The organism is Saccharopolyspora sp. NPDC003752, assembly GCF_053605825.1.
This window is the reverse complement of the sequence record NZ_JBSGJZ010000002.1, coordinates 418,280-438,164: the sequence shown is the minus strand read 5'-3', so window position 1 is coordinate 438,164 and position 19,885 is coordinate 418,280. Positions and strand designations below refer to the sequence as shown.

20 protein-coding genes are annotated in these 19,885 nt (G+C 70.8%); 14 read left to right on the top strand and 6 right to left on the bottom strand.

Annotation, left to right across the window (positions count from 1 at the left end; translation table 11 throughout):
* Window positions 1-4: 4 nt before the first annotated feature.
* From ACWEV3_RS04975 to ACWEV3_RS04945, 7 genes are read left to right on the top strand one after another with little or no spacing between them, the layout of a single operon-like run.
* Window positions 5-1,414, top strand: coding sequence for an MFS transporter (locus tag ACWEV3_RS04975; protein WP_452612618.1), 1,410 nt, complete (start codon window positions 5-7; stop codon window positions 1,412-1,414).
* A 45-nt stretch (window positions 1,415-1,459) separates the two neighbouring features.
* On the top strand, window positions 1,460-2,356 hold the full coding sequence (locus tag ACWEV3_RS04970; RefSeq protein ID WP_452612617.1) for an FAD binding domain-containing protein: 897 nt from the start codon (window positions 1,460-1,462) through the stop codon (window positions 2,354-2,356).
* The gene (locus ACWEV3_RS04965; protein ID WP_452612616.1) at window positions 2,353-4,800 is read left to right on the top strand and encodes a xanthine dehydrogenase family protein molybdopterin-binding subunit; all 2,448 of its coding nucleotides are present in this window, start codon (window positions 2,353-2,355) and stop codon (window positions 4,798-4,800) included. Before ACWEV3_RS04970 ends, ACWEV3_RS04965 begins: the two co-directional genes overlap by 4 nt.
* Window positions 4,797-5,333, top strand: coding sequence for a (2Fe-2S)-binding protein (locus ACWEV3_RS04960; protein ID WP_452612615.1), 537 nt, complete (start codon window positions 4,797-4,799; stop codon window positions 5,331-5,333). Before ACWEV3_RS04965 ends, ACWEV3_RS04960 begins: the two co-directional genes overlap by 4 nt.
* Window positions 5,330-6,019, top strand: coding sequence for an SRPBCC family protein (locus ACWEV3_RS04955; RefSeq protein WP_452612614.1), 690 nt, complete (start codon window positions 5,330-5,332; stop codon window positions 6,017-6,019). Before ACWEV3_RS04960 ends, ACWEV3_RS04955 begins: the two co-directional genes overlap by 4 nt.
* Complete coding sequence (locus tag ACWEV3_RS04950) at window positions 6,006-6,698, top strand: isochorismatase family protein (protein WP_452612613.1); 693 nt, start codon at window positions 6,006-6,008, stop codon at window positions 6,696-6,698. Before ACWEV3_RS04955 ends, ACWEV3_RS04950 begins: the two co-directional genes overlap by 14 nt.
* Window positions 6,699-6,742: 44 nt before the next feature.
* Window positions 6,743-7,657: an alpha/beta fold hydrolase gene (locus tag ACWEV3_RS04945; RefSeq protein ID WP_452612612.1), complete on the top strand. Its 915-nt coding sequence runs from the start codon at window positions 6,743-6,745 to the stop codon at window positions 7,655-7,657.
* Window positions 7,658-7,792: 135 nt separating this feature from the next.
* On the opposite strand, the gene ACWEV3_RS04940 is transcribed toward ACWEV3_RS04945, so the two are convergent.
* Window positions 7,793-7,999, bottom strand: a complete 207-nt coding sequence (locus ACWEV3_RS04940; RefSeq protein ID WP_452612611.1) for a hypothetical protein — start codon at window positions 7,997-7,999, stop codon at window positions 7,793-7,795.
* A 70-nt stretch (window positions 8,000-8,069) separates the two neighbouring features.
* Here ACWEV3_RS04940 and ACWEV3_RS04935 point away from each other — a divergent pair, with 70 nt between their 5' ends.
* On the top strand, window positions 8,070-8,939 hold the full coding sequence (locus tag ACWEV3_RS04935; protein ID WP_452612610.1) for a helix-turn-helix domain-containing protein: 870 nt from the start codon (window positions 8,070-8,072) through the stop codon (window positions 8,937-8,939).
* Window positions 8,940-9,104: 165 nt separating this feature from the next.
* On the opposite strand, the gene ACWEV3_RS04930 is transcribed toward ACWEV3_RS04935, so the two are convergent.
* The 5 genes from ACWEV3_RS04930 to ACWEV3_RS04910 form a co-directional block, all read right to left on the bottom strand.
* Window positions 9,105-10,139, bottom strand: coding sequence for a methyltransferase (locus tag ACWEV3_RS04930; protein ID WP_452612609.1), 1,035 nt, complete (start codon window positions 10,137-10,139; stop codon window positions 9,105-9,107).
* 66 nt (window positions 10,140-10,205) lie between these two features.
* Entirely contained in the window at window positions 10,206-10,970 is a 765-nt protein-coding gene (locus ACWEV3_RS04925; RefSeq protein WP_452612608.1) for a TetR/AcrR family transcriptional regulator, read from the bottom strand.
* Between the two features lie 66 nt (window positions 10,971-11,036).
* Window positions 11,037-11,837 (bottom strand): SDR family oxidoreductase, encoded by an 801-nt coding sequence (locus tag ACWEV3_RS04920; RefSeq protein WP_452612607.1) that lies wholly within the window; start codon window positions 11,835-11,837, stop codon window positions 11,037-11,039.
* Window positions 11,838-11,887: 50 nt separating this feature from the next.
* A complete protein-coding gene (locus ACWEV3_RS04915; RefSeq protein WP_452612606.1) occupies window positions 11,888-12,490 on the bottom strand; it encodes a hypothetical protein in 603 nt (200 codons plus the stop codon).
* Between the two features lie 222 nt (window positions 12,491-12,712).
* Window positions 12,713-12,871: a hypothetical protein gene (locus tag ACWEV3_RS04910; protein ID WP_358575908.1), complete on the bottom strand. Its 159-nt coding sequence runs from the start codon at window positions 12,869-12,871 to the stop codon at window positions 12,713-12,715.
* 186 nt (window positions 12,872-13,057) lie between these two features.
* On the opposite strand from ACWEV3_RS04910, the gene ACWEV3_RS04905 reads away from it, so the two are divergent.
* The 6 genes from ACWEV3_RS04905 to ACWEV3_RS04880 all read left to right on the top strand — a co-directional run bounded on the left by ACWEV3_RS04905 (window position 13,058) and on the right by ACWEV3_RS04880 (window position 19,857).
* Window positions 13,058-13,441 carry a DUF5313 family protein gene (locus ACWEV3_RS04905; protein ID WP_358575907.1) on the top strand — a complete coding sequence of 128 codons (384 nt, stop codon included), beginning with the start codon at window positions 13,058-13,060 and terminating at the stop codon, window positions 13,439-13,441.
* Between the two features lie 6 nt (window positions 13,442-13,447).
* On the top strand, window positions 13,448-14,836 hold the full coding sequence (locus ACWEV3_RS04900; protein ID WP_452612605.1) for an NAD(P)/FAD-dependent oxidoreductase: 1,389 nt from the start codon (window positions 13,448-13,450) through the stop codon (window positions 14,834-14,836).
* 264 nt (window positions 14,837-15,100) lie between these two features.
* Window positions 15,101-15,943, top strand: a complete 843-nt coding sequence (locus ACWEV3_RS04895) for a nitrilase-related carbon-nitrogen hydrolase (protein WP_452612604.1) — start codon at window positions 15,101-15,103, stop codon at window positions 15,941-15,943.
* A gap of 11 nt (window positions 15,944-15,954) precedes the next feature.
* A complete protein-coding gene (locus tag ACWEV3_RS04890; protein ID WP_452612603.1) occupies window positions 15,955-17,253 on the top strand; it encodes an aspartate aminotransferase family protein in 1,299 nt (432 codons plus the stop codon).
* Window positions 17,250-18,650 carry a dihydropyrimidinase gene (gene hydA / locus ACWEV3_RS04885; protein WP_452612602.1) on the top strand — a complete coding sequence of 467 codons (1,401 nt, stop codon included), beginning with the start codon at window positions 17,250-17,252 and terminating at the stop codon, window positions 18,648-18,650. Before ACWEV3_RS04890 ends, hydA begins: the two co-directional genes overlap by 4 nt.
* Window positions 18,651-18,858: 208 nt before the next feature.
* Window positions 18,859-19,857 (top strand): TIGR03842 family LLM class F420-dependent oxidoreductase, encoded by a 999-nt coding sequence (locus ACWEV3_RS04880; RefSeq protein ID WP_452612601.1) that lies wholly within the window; start codon window positions 18,859-18,861, stop codon window positions 19,855-19,857.
* The last annotated feature ends 28 nt before the right edge of the window (window positions 19,858-19,885 follow it).

Here is a 19,885-nt window from a genome sequence, read left to right as displayed (position 1 = left end):
ACTCATGCGTACCGGAGACCAAGTCGTCCAGGACCTGCCCTGGCGATGGAACGTGCAAGGCAAGATCTTCCTGATCGGCGGGCTGGGCTACATGTTCGATGCCTGGGACGTCGCGCTGAACGGCTTCCTCACCCCGCTGGTGGGGACCGAGTTCGGGCTGTCACCGGGCCAGAAGGGGTTGGTGGCCACCGCCAACCTGATCGGCATGGCGGTCGGTGCGGTCGCCTGGGGGACGGTGGCCGACCGCATCGGCCGCAAGCGGGCGTTCAGCATCACGCTGCTGCTCTTCGCGCTGTTCTCCGCAGTCGGGGCGCTGTCGCCGAACCTTGAGATCTTCCTGCTCCTGCGCTTCCTCGCCGGCGTCGGTCTCGGTGGGTGCATTCCGGTCGACTACGCGATCGTCAGCGAGTTCTCACCCCGCCGACAACGGGGACGGGTGCTTTCGGCGATGGACGGCTGGTGGCCGGTGGGGACCACGCTGGCAGGCGTCTCGGCGACGTTGCTGGTCCCGGTGCACGGGAACTGGCGCTGGATGCTGGTGCTGATGATCCTGCCGGCGCTTCTGCTGATCTGGGTGCGACGCGGTGTTCCGGAGTCTCCGCTGTACCTGGTCCGCAAGGGCCGTGAGGAAGAAGCTCGCGCGGTCATCGACGATCTCGTCCGGCGCACCGGAGCGCAGCCGGAGCCCTACGTGATTCCGGCGGCGGTCGCGGAGGACACCCGCGGTGGGGCACTGGCGGCAGCGTTCGACCAGCTTCGCCGGGTGTGGGCCTTCAACCCGCGGATCACCGCGATGTCGTGGACGTTGTTCACCAGCGTGATGCTGGTGTACTACGCCGCGCTGAGCTGGATGCCGTCGATCCTGAAGGCGGAGGGCTTCGGCGAGATCGCGGCCTTCGCTTCGACCGCGCTGATGAACGCGGTGGGCATCGTCGGCGTCGCACTGGCGGTGCTCGTCGTGGACAGGGTGGGCCGCAAGCGGGTCATCGCGACCGCGGGGCCGATCATGTCGGTGATGCTGGTGGTGTTCTCGTTGCTGCTGGGGACGCCTGCGTTGGCAGTCGTGGCGATCGGCGCCTTCGGTCTGTTCGCCCTGGTGGTCATCCCGGTCATGTACGCCTACGTCTCCGAGCTCTACCCGACGGAGCTGCGCGCCTCGGGCTTCGGCTGGGCGTCGTCGTCGAGCCGCGCCGTCACCGGCTTCGCCCCGCTGCTGTTCGGCAGCGTGCTGTGGCCGGTGCTGGGCCTGCCGTTGACCTTCACGGTGCTCGGTGTGCTCGTGGTGGCCGCGGTCGTGTTCATGATGGTCGCCGCGCCGGAGACCCGAGGTCGCGAACTCGACCGCATCACCGATCTCGGTGCCGAGCCGACGGTCGTGAAAGCCGCTGCCACTACGGAGACTTCGGCGCGCTGACGGCGAAACCCGTTCCAGGCATCCAACAACGAGGAGGTTGACCGCGTGAAGCCCGCTGCGTTCAGCTACCACCGGGCGCATGACGTCGCCGATGCCGTCGGCTTGCTCGGCGAACTCGCCGCAGCGGGCGAGGAGGCGAAGCTCATCGCCGGCGGCCAGAGCCTGATACCGATGATGAACTTCCGGCTCGCCCGGCCGACGGTCCTGGTCGACATGGGACTGCTGCGCCGCGATCCGGCGATGAGCTCGATCCGGCGCGACGGCCCGGAACTCCGGGTCGGGGCGTTGAGCACCCATCGTGCGGTCGAGATCGCCGGCCGCACCTTGGGGCCGGAGTTCGACGTGATCTCCCGGGCCATGCGGTGGGTGGGCCACCTGCCGATCCGCTCGCGCGGCACCGTCGCGGGCAGCATCGTGCACGGCGACGCCACCGCCGAGTGGTGCCTGCTCGCCCTGCTGCTCGACGCCGTGATCGTCGCCGAAGGCCCGAACGGGCAACGGGAGATCCCGGCCGCGGAGATGTTCTACGGGTTCTACGCCACGGCCGTCGAACCCGACGAGGTCGTCGTGGAAGTGCGCTTCACGCGCCCGGCGCCGCGAGCCGCGCTCACCGAGTTCGCCCGCCGCCACGGGGATTTCGCGACCGTCGACGCAGCGGTCGTGCTCGACGCGGACCCCGTCGCCGAAGCGGGTCCGCTGACCGGAGGCCGGGTGGTGCTCGGCGGCGTGGCCCCGGCGCCCATCCGGGTACCCGAGGCCGAGGCCGTGCTGGCCGGTGGTGTCCCCGGGCCGGATCTGTTCACCGCGTGCGGGGAGGCTGCCGCTGCGGCCATCGATCCACCCGACGACGCAGCGGGTACCGGCGCCTATCGCCGTCGGCTCACCCGGACGCTCGTCGCCCAGGCCCTGCACGAGGCGTGGGAGAAAGGAGAGACCCGATGACCGGGCGCGATACCGGTGTCCGACACGGATCTCCGCAGCCCGACGGGAAGCGCTGGGTCGGGGCCGCCGTCCCCCGGCGCGAAGACCCCCGCCTGCTGCGCGGTCGGGGGCGGTTCATCGACGACGTCCAGCTGAGCGGGATGCTGCACGCGGGTTTCGTCCGCTCCACCGTCGCGCACGGCCGGATCCTCGGCATCGACCTCTCCGCGGTCCGCGAGGTCGAGGGCGTCGTCGCCGCCTACACCGCTGAGGACCTCGACCTCGGCGACATCGTGGCGCTGCTCGATCGCCCGCCGGAGGAGTTCGCGCCCACCGCGATGCCCATCCTCGCCAAGGAGAAGGTGCGCTTCGTCGGCGAACCGGTGGCCGTGGTCATCGCTCGCGACCCCTACAGCGTGGAAGACGGCATCGAAGCCGCGGTGGCGACCTACGAACCCCTCGGCGCGGTCGTCTCGGAGGAGACCGCGTTCGCCGCGGACGCACCGCTCGTGCACGAGGAAGCGCCCGGGAACGTCCTCCTCGACGTGTCGATGTTCGACACACCCGGTGTCGACACCGCGTTCGAGGCCGCCGAATCCGGACCGGGGTGCGTGGTCGAGGTCGTCACGCGCAGTGGGCGGCAGAACGCGCTGCCGCTGGAAACGCGCGGTGTGGTCGCCTCCTGGGACGACCGCGACGACCAGCTGCTGGTGCAGACCTGCACGCAGGTCCCGCACCAGGTGCGCACGGTGCTGGCCCGCTCGCTGCGCGTCCCGGAGCGCACCGTGCGGGTCACCGTCCCCGACATGGGCGGCGGATTCGGCCAGAAGTGCGTGGTCGGCCGCGAGGAGATCGCGGTCGCGGCGGCGGCCCGGAAGCTGGACCGCCCGGTGAAGTGGATCGAGGACCGCAGGGAGGCGCTGACCGCCGCATTCCTGGCCCGAGAGCAGCGCTACCGCACCCGCGCGGCGTTCGACGCCGAGGGCAGGATCACCGCCTTGGACGTCGACGTCGTCTGCGACATGGGCGCCTACTCCTGCTACCCGTTCACGGCCGGCATCGAACCGCTGATGGCCTCCGCCGAGATGCCGGGCGTCTACCAGGTGCCCGCCTACCGGGTCCGCGGCCGCGCCATCACCAGCAACAAGGCGCCGACCGCGCCCTACCGCGGGGTCAGCCGTCCGCAGTACGTCATGGCGATGGAACGCGTCATGGAGCGCGCCGCGCGTGAACTCGGCATCGACCCGGTCGAGGTCCGCCGGCGCAACGTGATCACCGAATTCCCCTACACCGGCGTCAACGACGTCACCTACGATCCTGGCACCTACCGGGAATCGCTCGACCTCGCCGAGGCCACCCTCCGCGATGAGGGCTGGTACGGGTTCCGGGAGCGGGCCGCCGCCGAGGGGCGGCACATCGGCATCGGCTACTGCTGCTTCTCGGAGCGGACCGGCTACGGTTCCGACGCTTTCGCCAAGCGCAAGATGCAGGTGGTCCCCGGTTTCGACGTCTCCGAGATCCGGATGGACACCACGGGGTCGGTGGTGGTCACCAGCGGCACGATGAACCACGGGCAGTCGCATGAGACGACCCTCGCCCAGATCGTGGCCGACCGGCTGGGACTGGACCTGGACGAGGTCAAGCTGCGGCAGGGCGACACCGAGCGCATCGCCTACGGATGGGGAACCTTCGCCTCGCGGTCGGTGACGATCGGCGGGTCGGCCGTGTCCGTCGCGGCCGGACGGCTCGGCGAGCTGCTGTGCACCATCGCCGCGCACCTGCTCAAGACGCGCCCGGACAACGTCCGATTGGACGGCGATGGGGGAGTCGTCCAGATCGACGACCCCGCGCAGCGAGTGTCCTTCGAGGACATCGCGGACGTGGCCTATCTGCGCAGCCACCTGTTGCCCAAGGGCGTCGAACCGACGTTGACGGCGACCGCGAGCTTCGACGTCGCCGGTGACGGCACGTTCTCCAACGCCACCCACGCGGTGGTCGTCGAGGCCGATCCGGGCACCGGCCGGATCAAGATCCTGCGCTACGCCTGCGTGGAGGACTGCGGAGTGCTGATCCACCCGCAGGTCGTCGATGGCCAGTGCCGCGGCGGGATCGCCCAGGGCATCGCCGGAGCGCTGTTCGAGGAGGTCACCTACGCCGACAACGGCGAGCCCTCGGCCGCCAGCTTCATCGACTATCTCGTGCCGACCGCGACGGAGATCCCGGACATCACCGTCACCCACCTCGAAACACCTTGTGCCTTCACCGAAAGCGGCGCCAAGGGTGCCGGAGAGGGCGGCACCATCGGTGCGCCGGCCGCCGTGCTGAACGCGATCAACGACGCACTGCGCCACACCGGAGTCGAACTCGACACCACGCCCGTGCACCCGCAGACCGTGCTGGCCGCGCTGGACGCGGCCATTTCCCCGCAGTTGTCCAGCCGAGAGGAGGCGACCACCCCGTCATGAGCGAGCGACACCTGATCGGGCTGAACGTCAACGGTGCGACGCACGAGGCCCTCGTCGAACCGCGGAAGACCCTGCTCGACGCCCTGCGCCACGACCTCGGTCTCACCGGCACCCACGTCGGATGCGAGCACGGGGTGTGCGGGGCCTGCACAGTCCTCGTCGACGGCGAACCGGTGCGGGCCTGCCTGATGTTCGCCGTACAAGCCGAGAACAGCGACATCCGCACGGTCGAGTCGCTCGGCGAGGACGGGGAGCTCTCCGATCTGCAGCGGTCCTTCCGCGACCACCACGGACTGCAGTGCGGGTTCTGCACTCCCGGATTCCTCATGCTCGCCGAGGGTTTCCTCGCGCAGCAGCCGGACGCCGACCGCGAGGAGATCCGCGAAGCGGTCTCGGCCAACCTGTGCCGCTGCACGGGTTACCAGACGATCGTCGACGCGATCGCCGCGACCGCTGAGCGCCGCCGGTCCACTTCGGACACCGAACCTGCTTGCCCGGCCGGCATCCCTGCCGAGAAAGAAGCGACACCGTGATCCTGGAAAACCAACTCGAAGTCCCGGCCGACCCGGATGCCGTGTTCACCCTGATCAACGACGTCGAGCGGGTGGCGGGCTGCCTGCCCGGCGCGACCCTCGACGGGCGGGACGGCGACACCTACCGCGGCCGCGTCAAGTTCAAGGTCGGCCCGATCAGCGCCGCCTACTCCGGCACGGTGAGGTTCAGCGAGGTCGCTGCCGCTGATCGCCGGCTGCGACTGCTCGCGCGGGGAGCGGACAGCCACGGCAACGGCGACGCCGAGGCCGATGTCACCCTGACCGTGCTCGAAGCTCCCGGGGGAGCGACGCTCAACCTGCGCACCGACCTGTCCGTGCGCGGAAAGCTCGCCCAGTTCGGCAAAGGCGCCATCAGCACCGTGTCCAACCGGCTGCTCGACCAGTTCGCCCGCAACCTCGCCGTTCAACTGCAGCAGGGGCCGAGCGCCGCAGCCCCGGAACCGGCCCTCGGAACCCCGGGCAGCAACGGCGTCGCGCCCGCTCCGGCCGCGAGCCCCGCCGCGAACGACAGCCTCGACGGGCTGGCGATGCTGCTTCCGCCCGAGACCCGGCGATACGCCGCGCTGGCGGCCGCCGCAGCGCTCGGGTTCTTCCAGGGCTGGCTGCTCGGCCGGATCCGCACCCAGGACAAACTGATCAAGGAGTTGCAGCGTGCCCGTCGATGACCACCGATCCGCCGGCCTGCACGGGGCCGAGACCGATGCCACCTACGACCGGGCCGGGTTCGGCGCCGCTGTTCCCCGCGGCAGCCGCCCGGCACTGGTCGTGGTCGACCTGACCCGCGGATTCACCGAACCCGGCTTCGCCTCCGGATCCGACCTCACCCGGGAGGTGACCGCGGCGGCCGTCCTCGCGACCACGGCCCGGCAACACGACGTGCCGGTGATCCACACCGCGATCAGCTACACGCCCGCCGAGGCCGACGGCGACTCCATCGCCTGGCTCCGCAAAGCTCCGGGCATGCGAGCCCTGCGGGAAGGAAGCGAAGAGGTCGCTCTCGATCCCCGGCTCGAGCAGCAGGCCTGCGACCACCTCGTCCTGAAGAAGGGCGCCTCCGCATTCCACGGAACCGGCCTGGCCACCCTGCTGACCAGCCTGGGCACCGACACGCTGCTCGTCTGCGGCGCCACCACCTCCGGCTGCGTCCGCGCCACCGCGGTCGATGCCGTGCAGTGCGGCTTCAACACCCTCGTCGTGCGAGAAGCCTGCGGTGACCGAGCGCAAGGCCCGCACGATGCCGCCTTGTTCGACCTGCAAGCCAAGTACGCCGATGTCATCGGCCTCTACGACGCCCTGGCCTACCTCGACAACACCGCCGCACCCCTCGCACCGGCGGCCGGGTAGCGCGCCGAACGCTGAGCCGACTCGCCGACACGGAAAGGCCACTCGTGACCACGTCCCTCCCGTCGATCCCGACCGAAGCACCGACCGCCCGCACCATGAGCCAACCGGCGTTGGCCGATCTCGGCGCCGTCCCCGCGGTGAGCCGTTGGGTGCGTTCGGGAGAACTCCGGCTGCACCTGCTCGACTACGGCCCGGCCGACGGCGTGCCGGTGCTGATCCTTCCCGGCATCACCAGCCCCGCCATCACGATGGACTTCGTGGCGCGAGAACTGACCGACCTCGTGCGCCCACTCGTGCTCGACATCCGAGGCCGCGGACTCTCCGACAACCCGCCCGAACCCATCGCGGCGAACGGTGCGGTTGCACTGCACGGCTACGACCTCGCCGGCTACGCCGCGGACGTTGATGCGGTCGTGTCCGGGCTGCAGCTGGAAAGCCCCATCCTGCTCGGACATTCCATGGGTGCGCGGATCGCGGCGCTGGCCGCGACCACCGGCCATCACGAACTGCGAGGGACCGTTCTGGTCGACCCCCCGATGAGCGGCCCGGGCAGGGATCCTTACCCCACGACCCTCGAAGCCTTCCTCCGCCAACTCGACCAAGCCCGCGACGGCACCAACGCCGACGAGGTGGCGCAGTCCTGGCCGCGCTGGCCCCGCAGGGAACAGGAGCTGCGCGCCCGCTGGCTGTCCTCCTGCTCGCGGACCGCGATCGCGGCAACTCACGCCGGGTTCGAATCCGAGGACTTCTTCGCCCATTGGCCCAAAGTGCCCGCCCCCGCGGTTCTCCTCTACGGAGCCGACAGCCCGGTCGTCACCGCCGCCGGCGCGGAGGAAGCCGCCAAGGCCAATCCCTCCGCCGAACTCGTCGAAGTCCCCGGAGCCGGGCACATGGTCTTCTGGGACGAACCCAACGCCAGCCTCGCCGCAGTGCGCGCAGCACTGCGGAAGCTGAGCTGATCGCCTCACCGACGGCCTGGCCGCGCCACCGGCCACCCCTCGTACGACAACGCCAACGCCCCGCAACGGCCAGGGCGCTGGGTGCGGGGAGATCCCGCACCCAGCGTCTCCGCCGGCTCGTCCGCTACGTCCTCCTCAGCCGACCCGGGCGGACAGGGCCACTTCGACGGTGCTGTCGCTGCGCCGTCGTTGCGCGACCCAGTGCTCGACGGCCTGATGGCAGGCCCGGTCGAGGTGCCGGATAGTCGTCAGGTCCAGGTGAACGGGCTTGCCGGTCGGCAGCTTTTCGAGGTGGTCCAGCAACCGCGGCAGCCGCAGGAACGTCGCGTTGCCGGTCGTCAACTTGAGGGATGCCGGCTGCGCGGGTCGGCTACCATGCTGGCGTTGCAGCCCCCTGTGGAGGAGGTCTCACGTGGCCGAGGACAGTGCCACGGAAGGCGGACCCACTGCTCGGCGTCTTGTACTGGGTACCCAGCTGCGCAGGTTGCGCGAGGCGAGAGGGATCTCCCGGGAGGACGCTGGTTACGCCATCCGCGGTTCCGGATCGAAGATCAGCCGCCTCGAACTGGGCCGGGTCGGTTTCAAGGAGCGCGACGTCGCTGACCTGCTTGACCTCTACGGGGTGACCGACGAGGCGGAGCACGAGTCCTTTTTGAACCTGGTGCGCCGGTCCAACGAACCTGGTTGGTGGCACCGCTTCAACGATCTGATGCCGTTGTGGTTCCAGGACTACGTCGGCCTGGAGGAATCGGCCTCCCGAATCCAGACCTACGAGATCCAGTTCGTGCCCGGCCTGCTGCAGACCGAGAAGTACGCCCGCGCGGTCGCCACCCAGGGCCGCCCGGATTTCCCGGATGACGAGGTGGCCCGGCGAGTACGGCTGCGCATGCAGCGCCAGAAGCTGTTCACGCGGCCGAAGCCGCCGCGGCTGTGGGCGGTCATCGACGAATCGGTGCTGTACCGGCCGATCGGCGGCCCGGACGTGCTCCGGGAGCAGATCGAGCATCTGCTCGAGGCGACCACGATGTCCGCGGTCTCGCTGCAGATACTGCCATTTGACGTCGGCCGCTCCGGCGCGGAGGGCCCCTTCACGCTATTGCGCTTCGCCCAGCCGGAAATCCCCGACATCGTCTACCTGGAACATCTCTGCGGCGCCCTCTACCTCGACAAACCCGAGGACGTCGAGGTCCACAGCGCCGCTCTGCACCGCCTCACCTCCGACGCGCTCACTCCGGAAGACACCCGCGAGACCCTGAAAGCCGCGCTGAACCGCTCCTCCTAGCGGCGCTTGTCGCGCTGCACTGGTTGAAAATTCGGCTCTCGGTTGACTCCCGAAAGTGCGTACTGCAGTCGATCACTGGGCGGCTGTCAGCCCGCGCGCGACGGCGTTGTCCGTCGGAGAGGTCGAACTGGCGTACAGGTGATGATGCGGGGCAACGTCAGAGCGCTACCGGGCCTGCGGCGGTTCATCCGCAAGATCGGGCGCGACTCTGAACTCCAGTGCCATCCGCCCTTCCGTCACCGGAACGGAGCTGTGGAGCAGGAGCCCGCAGCCGGCGGCGAGCTCGGTCAACTCGTCGACCGTCCTTTCCCTGCCGCCGAAGCACATCAGCATGAACAGGTCCATGGCCGTGCCTACCCCGTGGCCCCGCACCGGCTCGATCACCACCACGGTGCCGTTCGGGGTGGCCGCCCGCCGGCACTCGGCCAGGATCCTTCGGGCGTGCTCGTCGTCCCAGTCGTGCAGGATGTCGGAGAGCAGGTAGGCGTCGGCTCCCGCGGGCAGTGGGTCGAAGAAGCTGCCGGCGACAGCGCTCGCCCGGTCCTCGAGTCCGAGGGCCGCGAACCTCCCGGCGGCAGCGGTCGCCGTGGATGCCAGGTCCAGGATCCGGCCCCTGACGCCGGGATGGGCGTGCAGGATCTCGATGAGCAACGGCCCGTCGCCGCCGCCCACGTCGACGATGTCGGGAAAGCGGTTCCAGTCGAAGCTCGTGGCGATCTGCGGCGCCTGCTCGCGGAACCGCCAGTTCATCTGGGCGTCGAACGTGCGCCGCAGCTTCGGATCGGCGTCGAGGTCCGCCCAGAAATCGCGCCCGTACCGGTGCGGATAGGCGGGCGCGCCGGTGGTGACCGTCTCGAGGAGATCGACGAAGGCGAGTTCGCCGCGACCACCCGCGCAAGTGATGTCGAGCAGGGGTTTGACCCCTTCCGGGGCGTCCTCGCCCATCTGGGCGCCGAGACTCGTGGGCCGATAGCGGCCGGAGTCCGCATCGAGATCGAATGCGCCGATCGTGACCAGGTGATCGAGGAGGCATCGCATCGCCTGCGTCGCGGTTCCGGTTCTGGCGGCGAGTTGCTCCGCCGTCGCGCCCTCACCCCCTGCGTGTTCGACCAGGCTCAGCGTCGCCCCCACCCGGATCGCCATGGGGGTGGCCAGGTCGGCCAGCGCCATGATCGACCGCTCTGCCTTTGGTTGGACCATTGTTCAAGCCTATCCACCCGTGCCGGCCAGGTTTGCGGGTCCAGGCCGGTCGAGATCGCCTGACCGCTAGCCGCGGCCCGCGACGAACGCCTCGATGCCGTCGAGGATCCGCTGCAGGCCGAATTCGAAGGCGTGCTCCGGGTTGTGCGCCGAGCCGTGGGCCTCGCCCGCGGCGGCGCCGACCCGGGTGGCCGTCGGGTAGCGCTGCGGGTCGACCAGCTGCCCGAGCAGCGGGGCGTGCGCCTGCCACCACTGCTCGTCGCTCATCCCGCTGCGCTGCTCGGCCTGCGCCATCTCCACCGACCGCCGGGCGGCGGCCTCGGCGTGCCCCAGCACCAGGCTCAGCAGGGAGTCCATCTCGACGTCGGCGAGCCCGAGCTCCGCGACCGCGCCCAGCTCGTAGTCGTACTTGGCGATCGCGTTCGGCCCGAGCACGGCGCGCCCGGCCGCGACCTGCAGCATCCACGGATGCCGGTGGTACATCGCCCAGTTCTCCCGCGCCACCTGCGCCAACCGGTCTCGCCAGGCGGGGCCGGGCTCGGGGCGGGCGGTCTCGCCGTAGGCGGTGTCGAGCATGACGTCGATCAGTTCGGCCTTGCCCGGCACGTAGGTGTACAGCGACATGGTGCCGACGCCGAGGTGGTCGGCGACCCGGCGCATGGACAGCGCGGCGAGCCCGTCGGTGTCGGCGATCTCGATCGCCGCCCGCACGATCCGGCCCACGCCCAGATCGGACCGCCCCTTGCGCCCGCTGGTCGGCCCGTCCTGCGTCCGCCACAGCAGCGCCAGGCTGCGTGCCGGATCTCCGCCGCCGCTGTACTCCGTCGCCATCGCGCCCTCTCCGTACTCCGTACGCCTCAGATCGTAGGAGAGCGGCCGGAGCCCGCCGCGCGGCGGTCACTCAGCGGGGTGCGACTGCAGCCAGTCCGCCCAGCTGATCTTGCCGCGGCGACCGCCGGGGCAGGTCATGTCGGTGGCGATCCGGCGCAGCCGCCGCGGCGCGGGCACGTTGATCACCCGGCGGTCGGTGCCGCGGACGCGCTGCCAGGTGCGCAGCGCGTCGCGGAGGGTGAGCACCTGCGGGCCGCCGAAGTCCTCCCGCCGCTGCCCGGCGCCATCGCGGATGCATTCGACCAGGTACTCGGCGAAGTCGCGGGTGTCGACCGGCTGCGTGGGCAGCGCGCCCGGCAGCGGCAGCACCGGGAGCCGGGCGGCGCGGTTGAGCATCCGGTCCAGCAGCCAGTGGAACTGGGTCGCCCGCACGATCGACCACGGCACGTCGGCGACGCTGACGAGCTCCTCGGCGGTGTGCTTCAGCCGCAGGTAGGGCATGGCCGGCCGATCCACGCCGACGATGGAGACGTAGAGGAAGTGCCGGACCTGGGCCGCCGCGGCGGCTTCGAGCAACCGGCTGGTGCCGTCGACGTCGACGTCGGGCGGGCTGCGCCAGAAGTCGACCGGGTGCATGAAACCGCGCTGGGCGACGGGGGAACACGTCGCCGCGTGCACCACGGTGTTTGCACCGGCCACCGCTTCGGCGACCCCGTTACCGGTGGCGAGGTCGCCCTGCACCCACTCCAGCTCGGGATCGGTGCCGGGCCGGCGCGTCAGGATCCGCACCCGGTGCGCGGGCTTGAGCAGGCGCACCAGCTCGCGCCCGAGGTGTCCGGTCCCGCCGGTGATCGCGACTGTGTCCATCTCGGCACCTCCGGATCAACTGTCCCACCGGGGTGCCGAGGTCGCGACGGCTACGGCTTCAGCAGCGGACCGGTGAGCCCGTCGACGATCCCGCCGATCGTGGGCAGCAGGCCCGGGCGTTCGGGCCCGGAGTTGCTCGGCGGCTCGGACTGCGACGGCGGGGCGGTCTCGCTCGGCGGCTCGGACGGCTGCGTGGTGGGCGCCGGTTCGTCGGACGGCTGCGTGGTCCGGGTCGGCTCCTCGGGCTGCGAGGTCGCCGCGGTACGGGTGGTCGCCTTCGGCGCCTTCGTTGTCTCCGGGGCTTCCTCGGTCTGCTGCTCGGCGACCGGTGTCTTGGCGGGAGCCGAGGCCGGGGTTTCGCTGGCGAGCAGCCGTGGTTCCGGCGTCGCGGGAGCCAGGTCCGGCGCCGTGGCCGTGACCTGCGGAGCGAGGAACTGCGCGGCGGGCTGGGCGGCGGCCGGCTGCGGGGCCGGCGCCGGGGCTGCCTGCGGCGCGTCGGTGCGGTGGTAGGCGCTGCTGACCGCGATCACGGTGAGGAACACCGCGACCGCGTAGCCGATCACCCGCGGGGGAGTGGCGTGCTGCCACGTCTTGGGCTCCACCCGCCGGTGGCGGCCCCGAGTGCGGGCTCGCGGCAACGACGAATTACCCACTTCTGCCACCCCACCTGTCCGGCCGATTGGTCTGTTCGCGGCGTCGCCTTCACCCAAACGAGTGATGGCGGCCGGTCGCACCCTACGTCACCGCCGGCTGGCGTGGCCAGCCCCCCTGGTCGGTGATTCGCAAGATCATCGCTGGTGGGAGGGCTGCAGGTGGTGGGGCCGGGAACGGGAACGGCCTCGCCGCGAGGCGAGGCCGGAGTCCACTCTGGACGATCAGCGGTGGCCGAGCAGGCGGATGTCCCGCCGCAACTGGGCCACCGCGTTCTTCAGGCCACGGCTCGGCGAACCCTTGCGGTCCAGCACGTCGGTGAACATGACGGCACCCAGGACAAGCACGAGCAACAAGGCGACAACGACGACGAACACGATCACTCACCCCTTCTGCCCATAACATCGATCAGGGGCGGCCTTCGTTACCGGTATCCCCCAGGTGTGTCGCGGGACGCATTTCCGGCCGGATGAGGTTGCCGTGCCCGGCCGGGCCTAGGATTGCCGCGTCCTCGGATCCGGCCGAATGGACGGCTGGTGACCGGAATCGCGAAGACTAGCCTGGAGAACATGGCGACCAATCGACCCAATCCGGCGCAGTGGGTCTGGTACGCCTTCGGCGGCAGGCTGCCGGACCGGTGCGCGGAGTGGGTGCTGCACGACGTCACCTGCTCGACCTGGGTGCTGCGGCACTTCGCCCGCGCCCTGACCCAGCTGGCGCCCTTCTGCCTCCTCGTGCTGATGCCCGGTCCGCTGTGGATCCGGCTCACCTCGATCCTGCTGGGTCTGCTGGTCGGGCTGTTCTACTCGGTCTGCTACATGGGCGAGACCGCCGAGCACCGGGCGATCAAGCACGGTTTCCCGCCCGGCGTCGCGCGTGAAACCCGGGAGCTGCGCCGAGACGTCAGCCGCGCGGCGAAGCACGGCGTCGGCTACCGCCCGTGGTGGGACTAGCGCCGGATGGACGAGCTCGACCCGGCGTTGCGCGACGCCGAAATCGCCGTGTACTGGACGGATCGCGCGGACGCGCCCGCCCCGCGCGAACCGCTGACCGGCGACGACCGCGCGGATCTCGTCGTGGTCGGCGGCGGATTCACCGGGCTGTGGGCGGCGATCCTGGCCAAGCGGCGGCGGCCGGACCTCGACGTGCTGCTGCTGGAAGCGCACCGGCTCGGGCACGGCGGCAGCGGCCGCAACGGCGGCTTCGTGTCGGAGTCGCTGACGCACGGGCTCGCCCACGGCCGCTTCTGCTGGCCGGCGGAGAACGACCGGTTGGTGCGCCTGGGGCGGGAGAACCTCCGAGCTATCGGCGAGTTCGTGCGGGACGAGGCGATCGACGCGGATTTCCGGCTGTGCGGCAAGACGAGCGTCGCGACCGAGCCCCACGAGGTCGAGGAGCTCAGCGACGAGGCCGAGCTGTACCGCGAGCACGGGATGGCGGCGCGGTTCCTGGGCGCCGGCGGCATTCGCGCGGACGTGAACTCGCCGACCTACCGGGCGGGCGTGCGCCTGCCGGACGCGGGCGGGCTCGTCGACCCGGCGAGGCTGACCTGGGGTCTCGCCGCGGCGGCGCAGCGGCTCGGGGTGCGCATCCACGAAGGCAGCCCCGTGCGCGCGCTGCGCCGCGACGCCGGGGTCCGGCTGAAGACTCCACAAGGGACGGTGCGGGCCGGCGGCGTCGTGCTCGCGACCAACGCGTTTCCCGCGCCGCTGCGCTCGATCCGCCGGTACGTGCTCCCGATCTGGGACTACGTCCTGGTCACCGAGCCGCTGTCGGCACCGCGGTGGGACTCGCTGGGGTGGCGGGAGCGGCAGGGCGTCACCGACGGCGCCAACCGCTTCCACTACTACCGCCCGACACCGGATGGCCGGATCCTGTGGGGCGGCTACGACGCGGTGTACTACTACGGCGGCCGCACCGATCCGGCCCTGGCCCGGCACGACGCCGCGCACCGCGCGCTGGCGCGGAACTTCTTCCGGACCTTCCCCCAGCTGGAGGGGCTGCGCTTCACCCACCGCTGGGGCGGGCCGATCGACTCCACGGTCCGGTTCACGCCGGTCATCGGCTGCGACCGCGGGGTCGCCCACGCGGTCGGCTACACGGGCCTGGGCGTGGCGGCGTCCCGCTTCGGCGCGCAGACCGCGCTGGACCTGCTGTGGGGAGAGGACACCGAACGCACCCGGCTGAGCATGGTGCGCGACCGTCCCATCCCGTTCCCGCCGGAACCCCTGCGCTGGCCGCTGGTCCAGTACACCCGCCGCGCCCTAGCCCGGGCCGACGAGAACGGCGGCCGCCGCGGCCGCTGGCTGCGCTTCCTCGACAGCCGCGGCATCGGCCTCGGCAGTTGACCGGCCGGTGCACGACACACCGGCGCTTCGCCTTCTCGGGGGAATTCGGGGACGCGGTCCGGGCCCGCTCCGCGGGCGTTCCTCCTAGCCGCGGCACGTGTCCCGGTTCCGCCGCGCCGAAATGGGAACACTGCGCAATCGCTTGATCATTGCGCGTCATGGCTACTGGTCATACCTTCGATGGACGGGCCGACCGGCTCGTCATGGTCGCCCTCCGAACGTCGTCCCAGAGGGCATCACCGACCGAAGGGGTGCAGCGCAACCATGCCCAACATCGTTCGTGCGGCGCTGGTCCAGGCGAAGTGGACCGGCGACACCGCCTCGATGGTCGACCAGCACGAGAAGCACGCCCGCGCCGCGGCCGGGCAGGGCGCCGGGATCATCGGCTTCCAGGAGGTCTTCAACGCCCCCTACTTCTGCCAGGTGCAGGAGGCGGAGCACTACCGCTGGGCCGAGGCGGTGCCCGACGGGCCGACCACGCAGCGGATGTGCGCGCTGGCGCGGGAACTCCGCATGGTCATCGTCGTGCCGGTCTACGAGGTCGACGGGCCCGGCTTCTACTACAACACCGCCGCCGTGATCGACGCCGACGGCACCTACCTCGGCAAGTACCGAAAGCACCACCTGCCGCACCTGCCCGGGTTCTGGGAGAAGTACTACTTCCGCCCCGGCAACCTCGGCTGGCCCGTCTTCGACACCGCCGTCGGCCGGATCGGCGTCTACATCTGCTACGACCGGCACTTCCCGGAGGGCTGGCGGGCGCTCGGGCTGGCCGGCGCGCAGCTGGTCTACAACCCGTCGGCGACCAGCCGCGGGCTCTCCTCCTACCTCTGGAAGCTCGAACAACCCGCCGCGGCGGTGGCCAACGAGTACTTCATCGCGGCGATCAACCGGGTCGGCATCGAGGAGTACGGCGACAACGACTTCTACGGCACCAGCTACTTCGTCGACCCGTACGGGCAGTTCGTCGGCGAGCCGGCCAGCGGCACCGACGAGGAACTCGTGGTGCGCGACCTGGACTTCGACCTGATCGACGAGGTCCGGCAGAAGTGGGCGTTCTACCGCGACCGCCGCCCGGACGCCTACCGACTGCTGACCGAGCCGTGAGAGGAGCGACGATGACGAGCACGCACGCAGAGCTGACCAAGCGGCACCGCGCGGTGCTGCCGGACTGGCTCGCGCTGTACTACGACGAGCCGATCGACGTAGAGCGCGGCGAGGGGCGGCACGTCTGGGACGCCGAGGGGAACCGGTACCTGGACTTCTTCGGCGGCATCCTCACCACGATGACCGCCCACGCGCTGCCCGAGGTGACCGCGGCGGTCGGCGAGCAGGCGGGCCGGATCCTGCACACCTCCACGCTGTACCTGAACCGGCCGATGATCGAGCTCGCCGAGCGGGTCGCGGAGCTCTCGGGCATCGACGACCCGCGGGTGTTCTTCACGACCAGCGGCACCGAGGCCAACGACACCGCGCTGCTGCTGGCCACCTGCTACCGCGCCTCCAACCAGGTGCTGGCACTGCGCAACAGCTACCACGGCCGGTCGTTCTCGGCGCTGGCGGTGACCGGCAACCGCGGCTGGTCGCCGACCAGCCTGTCGCCGGTGCAGACGGCGTACGTGCACGGCAGCCGCCGGCGCGGTACCCCGTTCGCCGGCCTGCCGGACGCGGAGTTCACCGCCGCGTGCGTGTCCGATCTGGAGGACGTGCTCGGGCAGCTGCACGGCAACGTCGCCTGCCTGATCGCCGAGCCCATCCAGGGCGTCGGCGGTTTCGCCACCCCGCCGGACGGCATGTTCGCCCGCTTCAAGGAGGTCCTCGACCGGCACGGCATCCTGTGGATCAGCGACGAGGTGCAGACCGGGTGGGGGAGGACGGGCGAGCACTTCTGGGGCTGGCAGGCGCACGACGCCAACGGCGCGCCGGACATCGTCACCTTCGCCAAGGGCATCGGCAACGGCCTGTCGGTCGGCGGCGTCATCGCCCGCGCCGAGATCATGAACAGCGTCCGGGCGAACTCGATCTCCACCTTCGGCGGCAGCCCCGTCACCGCGGCCGGTGCGCTGGCCAACCTCGACTACCTCCTCGCCCACGACCTGCAGGGCAACGCCGCGCGCGTCGGCGGCGTGCTGCGCGAACAGCTCGACGGAGCGCTCGGCCGGATCCCGGCCGTCGTCGACGTGCGCGGCAAGGGCCTGATGATCGGCGTGGAGCTGGCGCACGCCGACGGAACGCCCGCGCCGGAGATCGCCACCGAGGTGCTGGAAGAGGCCCGCCGGGGCGGCGTGCTCATCGGCAAGGGCGGCTTGGAGGGCAACGTCCTGCGCATCGCGCCGCCGCTGACCCTCACCGAGGCCGAGGCGCGCGAGGGCGGCCGGATCCTGCTGGCGGCACTGGAGAAGGCGGGGCGATCATGAGCAGGACGATCATCCGCGGTGGCCTGGTGATCACCGCGACCGAGGAGACCCGCGCGGACGTGCTCGTCGACGGCGAGCAGGTCGCCGCGATCGCCGCGCCCGCCGTCGCCGAGCAGTGGGTGTCCAATGCGGACACCGTGATCGACGCGTCCGGGCACTACGTCATCCCGGGCGGCGTCGACGGGCACACGCACATGCAGATGCCCTTCGGCGGGACGTTCGCGTCGGACACGTTCGAGACCGGTACCAGGGCCGCCGCGTGGGGCGGCACCACCACGATCGTCGACTTCGCGATCCAGCCGGTCGGCGGCTCGCCGCGCGAGGGCCTGGACGCCTGGCACGCCAAGGCCGACGGGCAGTGCGCGATCGACTACGGCTTCCACATGATCCTCTCCGACATCGGCGACGAGGCGCTGAAGGAGATGGACGCGCTGGTCGCCGAGGGGATCACCAGCTTCAAGATGTTCATGGCCTATCCCGGCGTGTTCTACAGCGATGACGGGCGGATCCTGCGCGCGATGCAGCAGGCCGCCGGCAACGGCGCGCTCGCGATGATGCACGCCGAGAACGGCATCGCCATCGACGTCCTCGTGCAGCAGGCGCTGGCCGCCGGGCGCACCGACCCGAGGTTCCACGGTCAGGTCCGACACCCGCTGCTGGAGGCGGAGGCGACGCACCGGGCGATCCAGCTGTCCAGAGTGGCCGGTGCCCCGCTCTACGTCGTGCACGTCTCGGCGTCCGAGGCCGTCGCCGAGATCACCCGGGCCCGCGACAACGGGCTGAACGTCTTCGGCGAGACCTGCCCGCAGTACCTGTTCCTCACGGTCGACGACCTGGCCCGGCCGGAGTTCGAGGGCGCGAAGTACGTCTGCTCGACCCCGCTGCGGCCTGCCGAGCACCAGGCGGACCTGTGGCGGGCGTTGCGCACCAACGACCTCTCGGTGGTGTCGACCGATCACTGCCCGTTCTGCTTCAAGGACCAGAAGGAGCTCGGCCGAGGCGACTTCTCCAAGATCCCCAACGGCATCCCGGGCGTGGAGAACCGCATCGACCTGCTGCACCAGGCCGTCGTGGAGGGGCGCATCGACCGCCGCCGGTGGATCGAACTGGCCTGCACCACCCCGGCCCGGATGTTCGGCCTGCACCCGCGCAAGGGCACGATCGCGCCCGGCGGAGACGCCGACATCGTGATCTACGACCCGCACGCCGAGCACGTGCTCTCGGCCGAGACGCACCACATGAACGTCGACTACAACGCCTACGAGGGCAAGCGGATCACCGGCCGGGTCCGCACGGTGCTGTCCCGCGGCGAGGTCGTCGTCGACGACGGCACCTACACGGGCCGGGCCGGGCACGGCCGGTTCCTGGCCCGAGACACCTGCCAGTACCTGATCTGAATCCCTTCGTTTTGAAGCGGCGCAGCCGCTTAGCCCACCTACGCAACTCGCACCGCCGCGGGTTCTCAGACGTCGTCTGGCGAGGACAGCCCCCGATGCCGCGCATTGGTCATACGCAAGTCGGGGCCCCACAGTCCAGGCGGCGTCTGAGGTTCAGCTACCCGCACCGCAAAGCAAATCAGATTCAAGAACAGGTTTTGGGGGAGAGATGGAATTCGGACTGGTTCTGCAGACCGACCCGCCCGCGTGGTCCGTGGTGGACCGGATGCGCCGGGCCGAGCGGCTCGGCTTCAGCCACGGCTGGACCTTCGACTCGTGCGTTCTGTGGCAGGAGCCGTTCGTCATCCACAGCCAGATCCTGGCCGCCACCGAACGGCTCGTGGTCGGCCCGATGGTGACCAACCCGGCCACCCGCGACTGGACGGTCACCGCATCGACCTTCGCCACGCTCAACGACATGTTCGGGCCGCGGACGGTGTGCGGCATCGGCCGCGGCGACTCGGCGGTGCGGGTCACCGGTGGGCGGCCGACCACGCTGGCGACGCTCGAACAGGCCATGCGCGTGATCAAGGAGCTGGCCGAGGGCCGCGAGGTGCAGCTGCACGGAACCCCGGTTCGGCTGCCGTGGGTGCGCGACGGCCGGCTGCCGATCTGGATGGGCGCCTACGGGCCGAAGGCCCTGGAGCTCGCCGGCCGGCAGGCGGACGGCTTCATCCTGCAGCTCGCCGACCCGTACCTGACGCGGTGGATGGTCGACCACGTCCGGGAGGCCGCCCGCGATGCCGGCCGCGACCCGGCGTCGATCACCGTGTGCGTGGCCGCTCCGGCCTACGTCGGCGACGACCTCGACCACGCCCGCGAGCAGTGCCGCTGGTTCGGCGGCATGGTCGGCAACCACGTCGCCGACCTCGTCGCCCGCTACGGCGACGCCGCGGAGGGGGTGCCCACCGCGCTCACCGACTACATCAGGGGCAGGAAGGGGTACGACTACTCGCACCACGGCCGCGCCGACAACCCGAGCACCGAATTCGTGCCGGACGAGATCGTGGACCGGTTCTGCCTGCTCGGGCCCGTCGAGGCGCACCTGGCCAAGCTGCGGGAACTGCGCGATGCCGGGGTCGACCAGTTCGCGATCTACGCCATGCACGACGCGCTCGACTCCACTGTGGACGCCTATGGTGATGCCGTCATCCCGGCCATGTCCTGACGCCTTGCGGGCCTGCGGCGGTGATCAC

What these genes read in the sequence shown, in the direction of transcription:
- ACWEV3_RS04975 (WP_452612618.1), top strand. Translation starts at nt 5, where the DNA reads ATGCGTACCGGAGACCAAGTCGTCCAGGACCTGCCCTGGCGATGGAAC.
- ACWEV3_RS04965 (WP_452612616.1), top strand. Translation starts at nt 2,353, where the DNA reads ATGACCGGGCGCGATACCGGTGTCCGACACGGATCTCCGCAGCCCGAC.
- ACWEV3_RS04960 (WP_452612615.1), top strand. Translation starts at nt 4,797, where the DNA reads ATGAGCGAGCGACACCTGATCGGGCTGAACGTCAACGGTGCGACGCAC.
- ACWEV3_RS04930 (WP_452612609.1), bottom strand. Translation starts at nt 10,139, where the DNA reads ATGGTCCAACCAAAGGCAGAGCGGTCGATCATGGCGCTGGCCGACCTG.
- ACWEV3_RS04925 (WP_452612608.1), bottom strand. Translation starts at nt 10,970, where the DNA reads ATGGCGACGGAGTACAGCGGCGGCGGAGATCCGGCACGCAGCCTGGCG.
- ACWEV3_RS04920 (WP_452612607.1), bottom strand. Translation starts at nt 11,837, where the DNA reads ATGGACACAGTCGCGATCACCGGCGGGACCGGACACCTCGGGCGCGAG.
- ACWEV3_RS04905 (WP_358575907.1), top strand. Translation starts at nt 13,058, where the DNA reads ATGGCGACCAATCGACCCAATCCGGCGCAGTGGGTCTGGTACGCCTTC.
- ACWEV3_RS04900 (WP_452612605.1), top strand. Translation starts at nt 13,448, where the DNA reads ATGGACGAGCTCGACCCGGCGTTGCGCGACGCCGAAATCGCCGTGTAC.
- ACWEV3_RS04895 (WP_452612604.1), top strand. Translation starts at nt 15,101, where the DNA reads ATGCCCAACATCGTTCGTGCGGCGCTGGTCCAGGCGAAGTGGACCGGC.
- ACWEV3_RS04890 (WP_452612603.1), top strand. Translation starts at nt 15,955, where the DNA reads ATGACGAGCACGCACGCAGAGCTGACCAAGCGGCACCGCGCGGTGCTG.
- hydA (WP_452612602.1), top strand. Translation starts at nt 17,250, where the DNA reads ATGAGCAGGACGATCATCCGCGGTGGCCTGGTGATCACCGCGACCGAG.
- ACWEV3_RS04880 (WP_452612601.1), top strand. Translation starts at nt 18,859, where the DNA reads ATGGAATTCGGACTGGTTCTGCAGACCGACCCGCCCGCGTGGTCCGTG.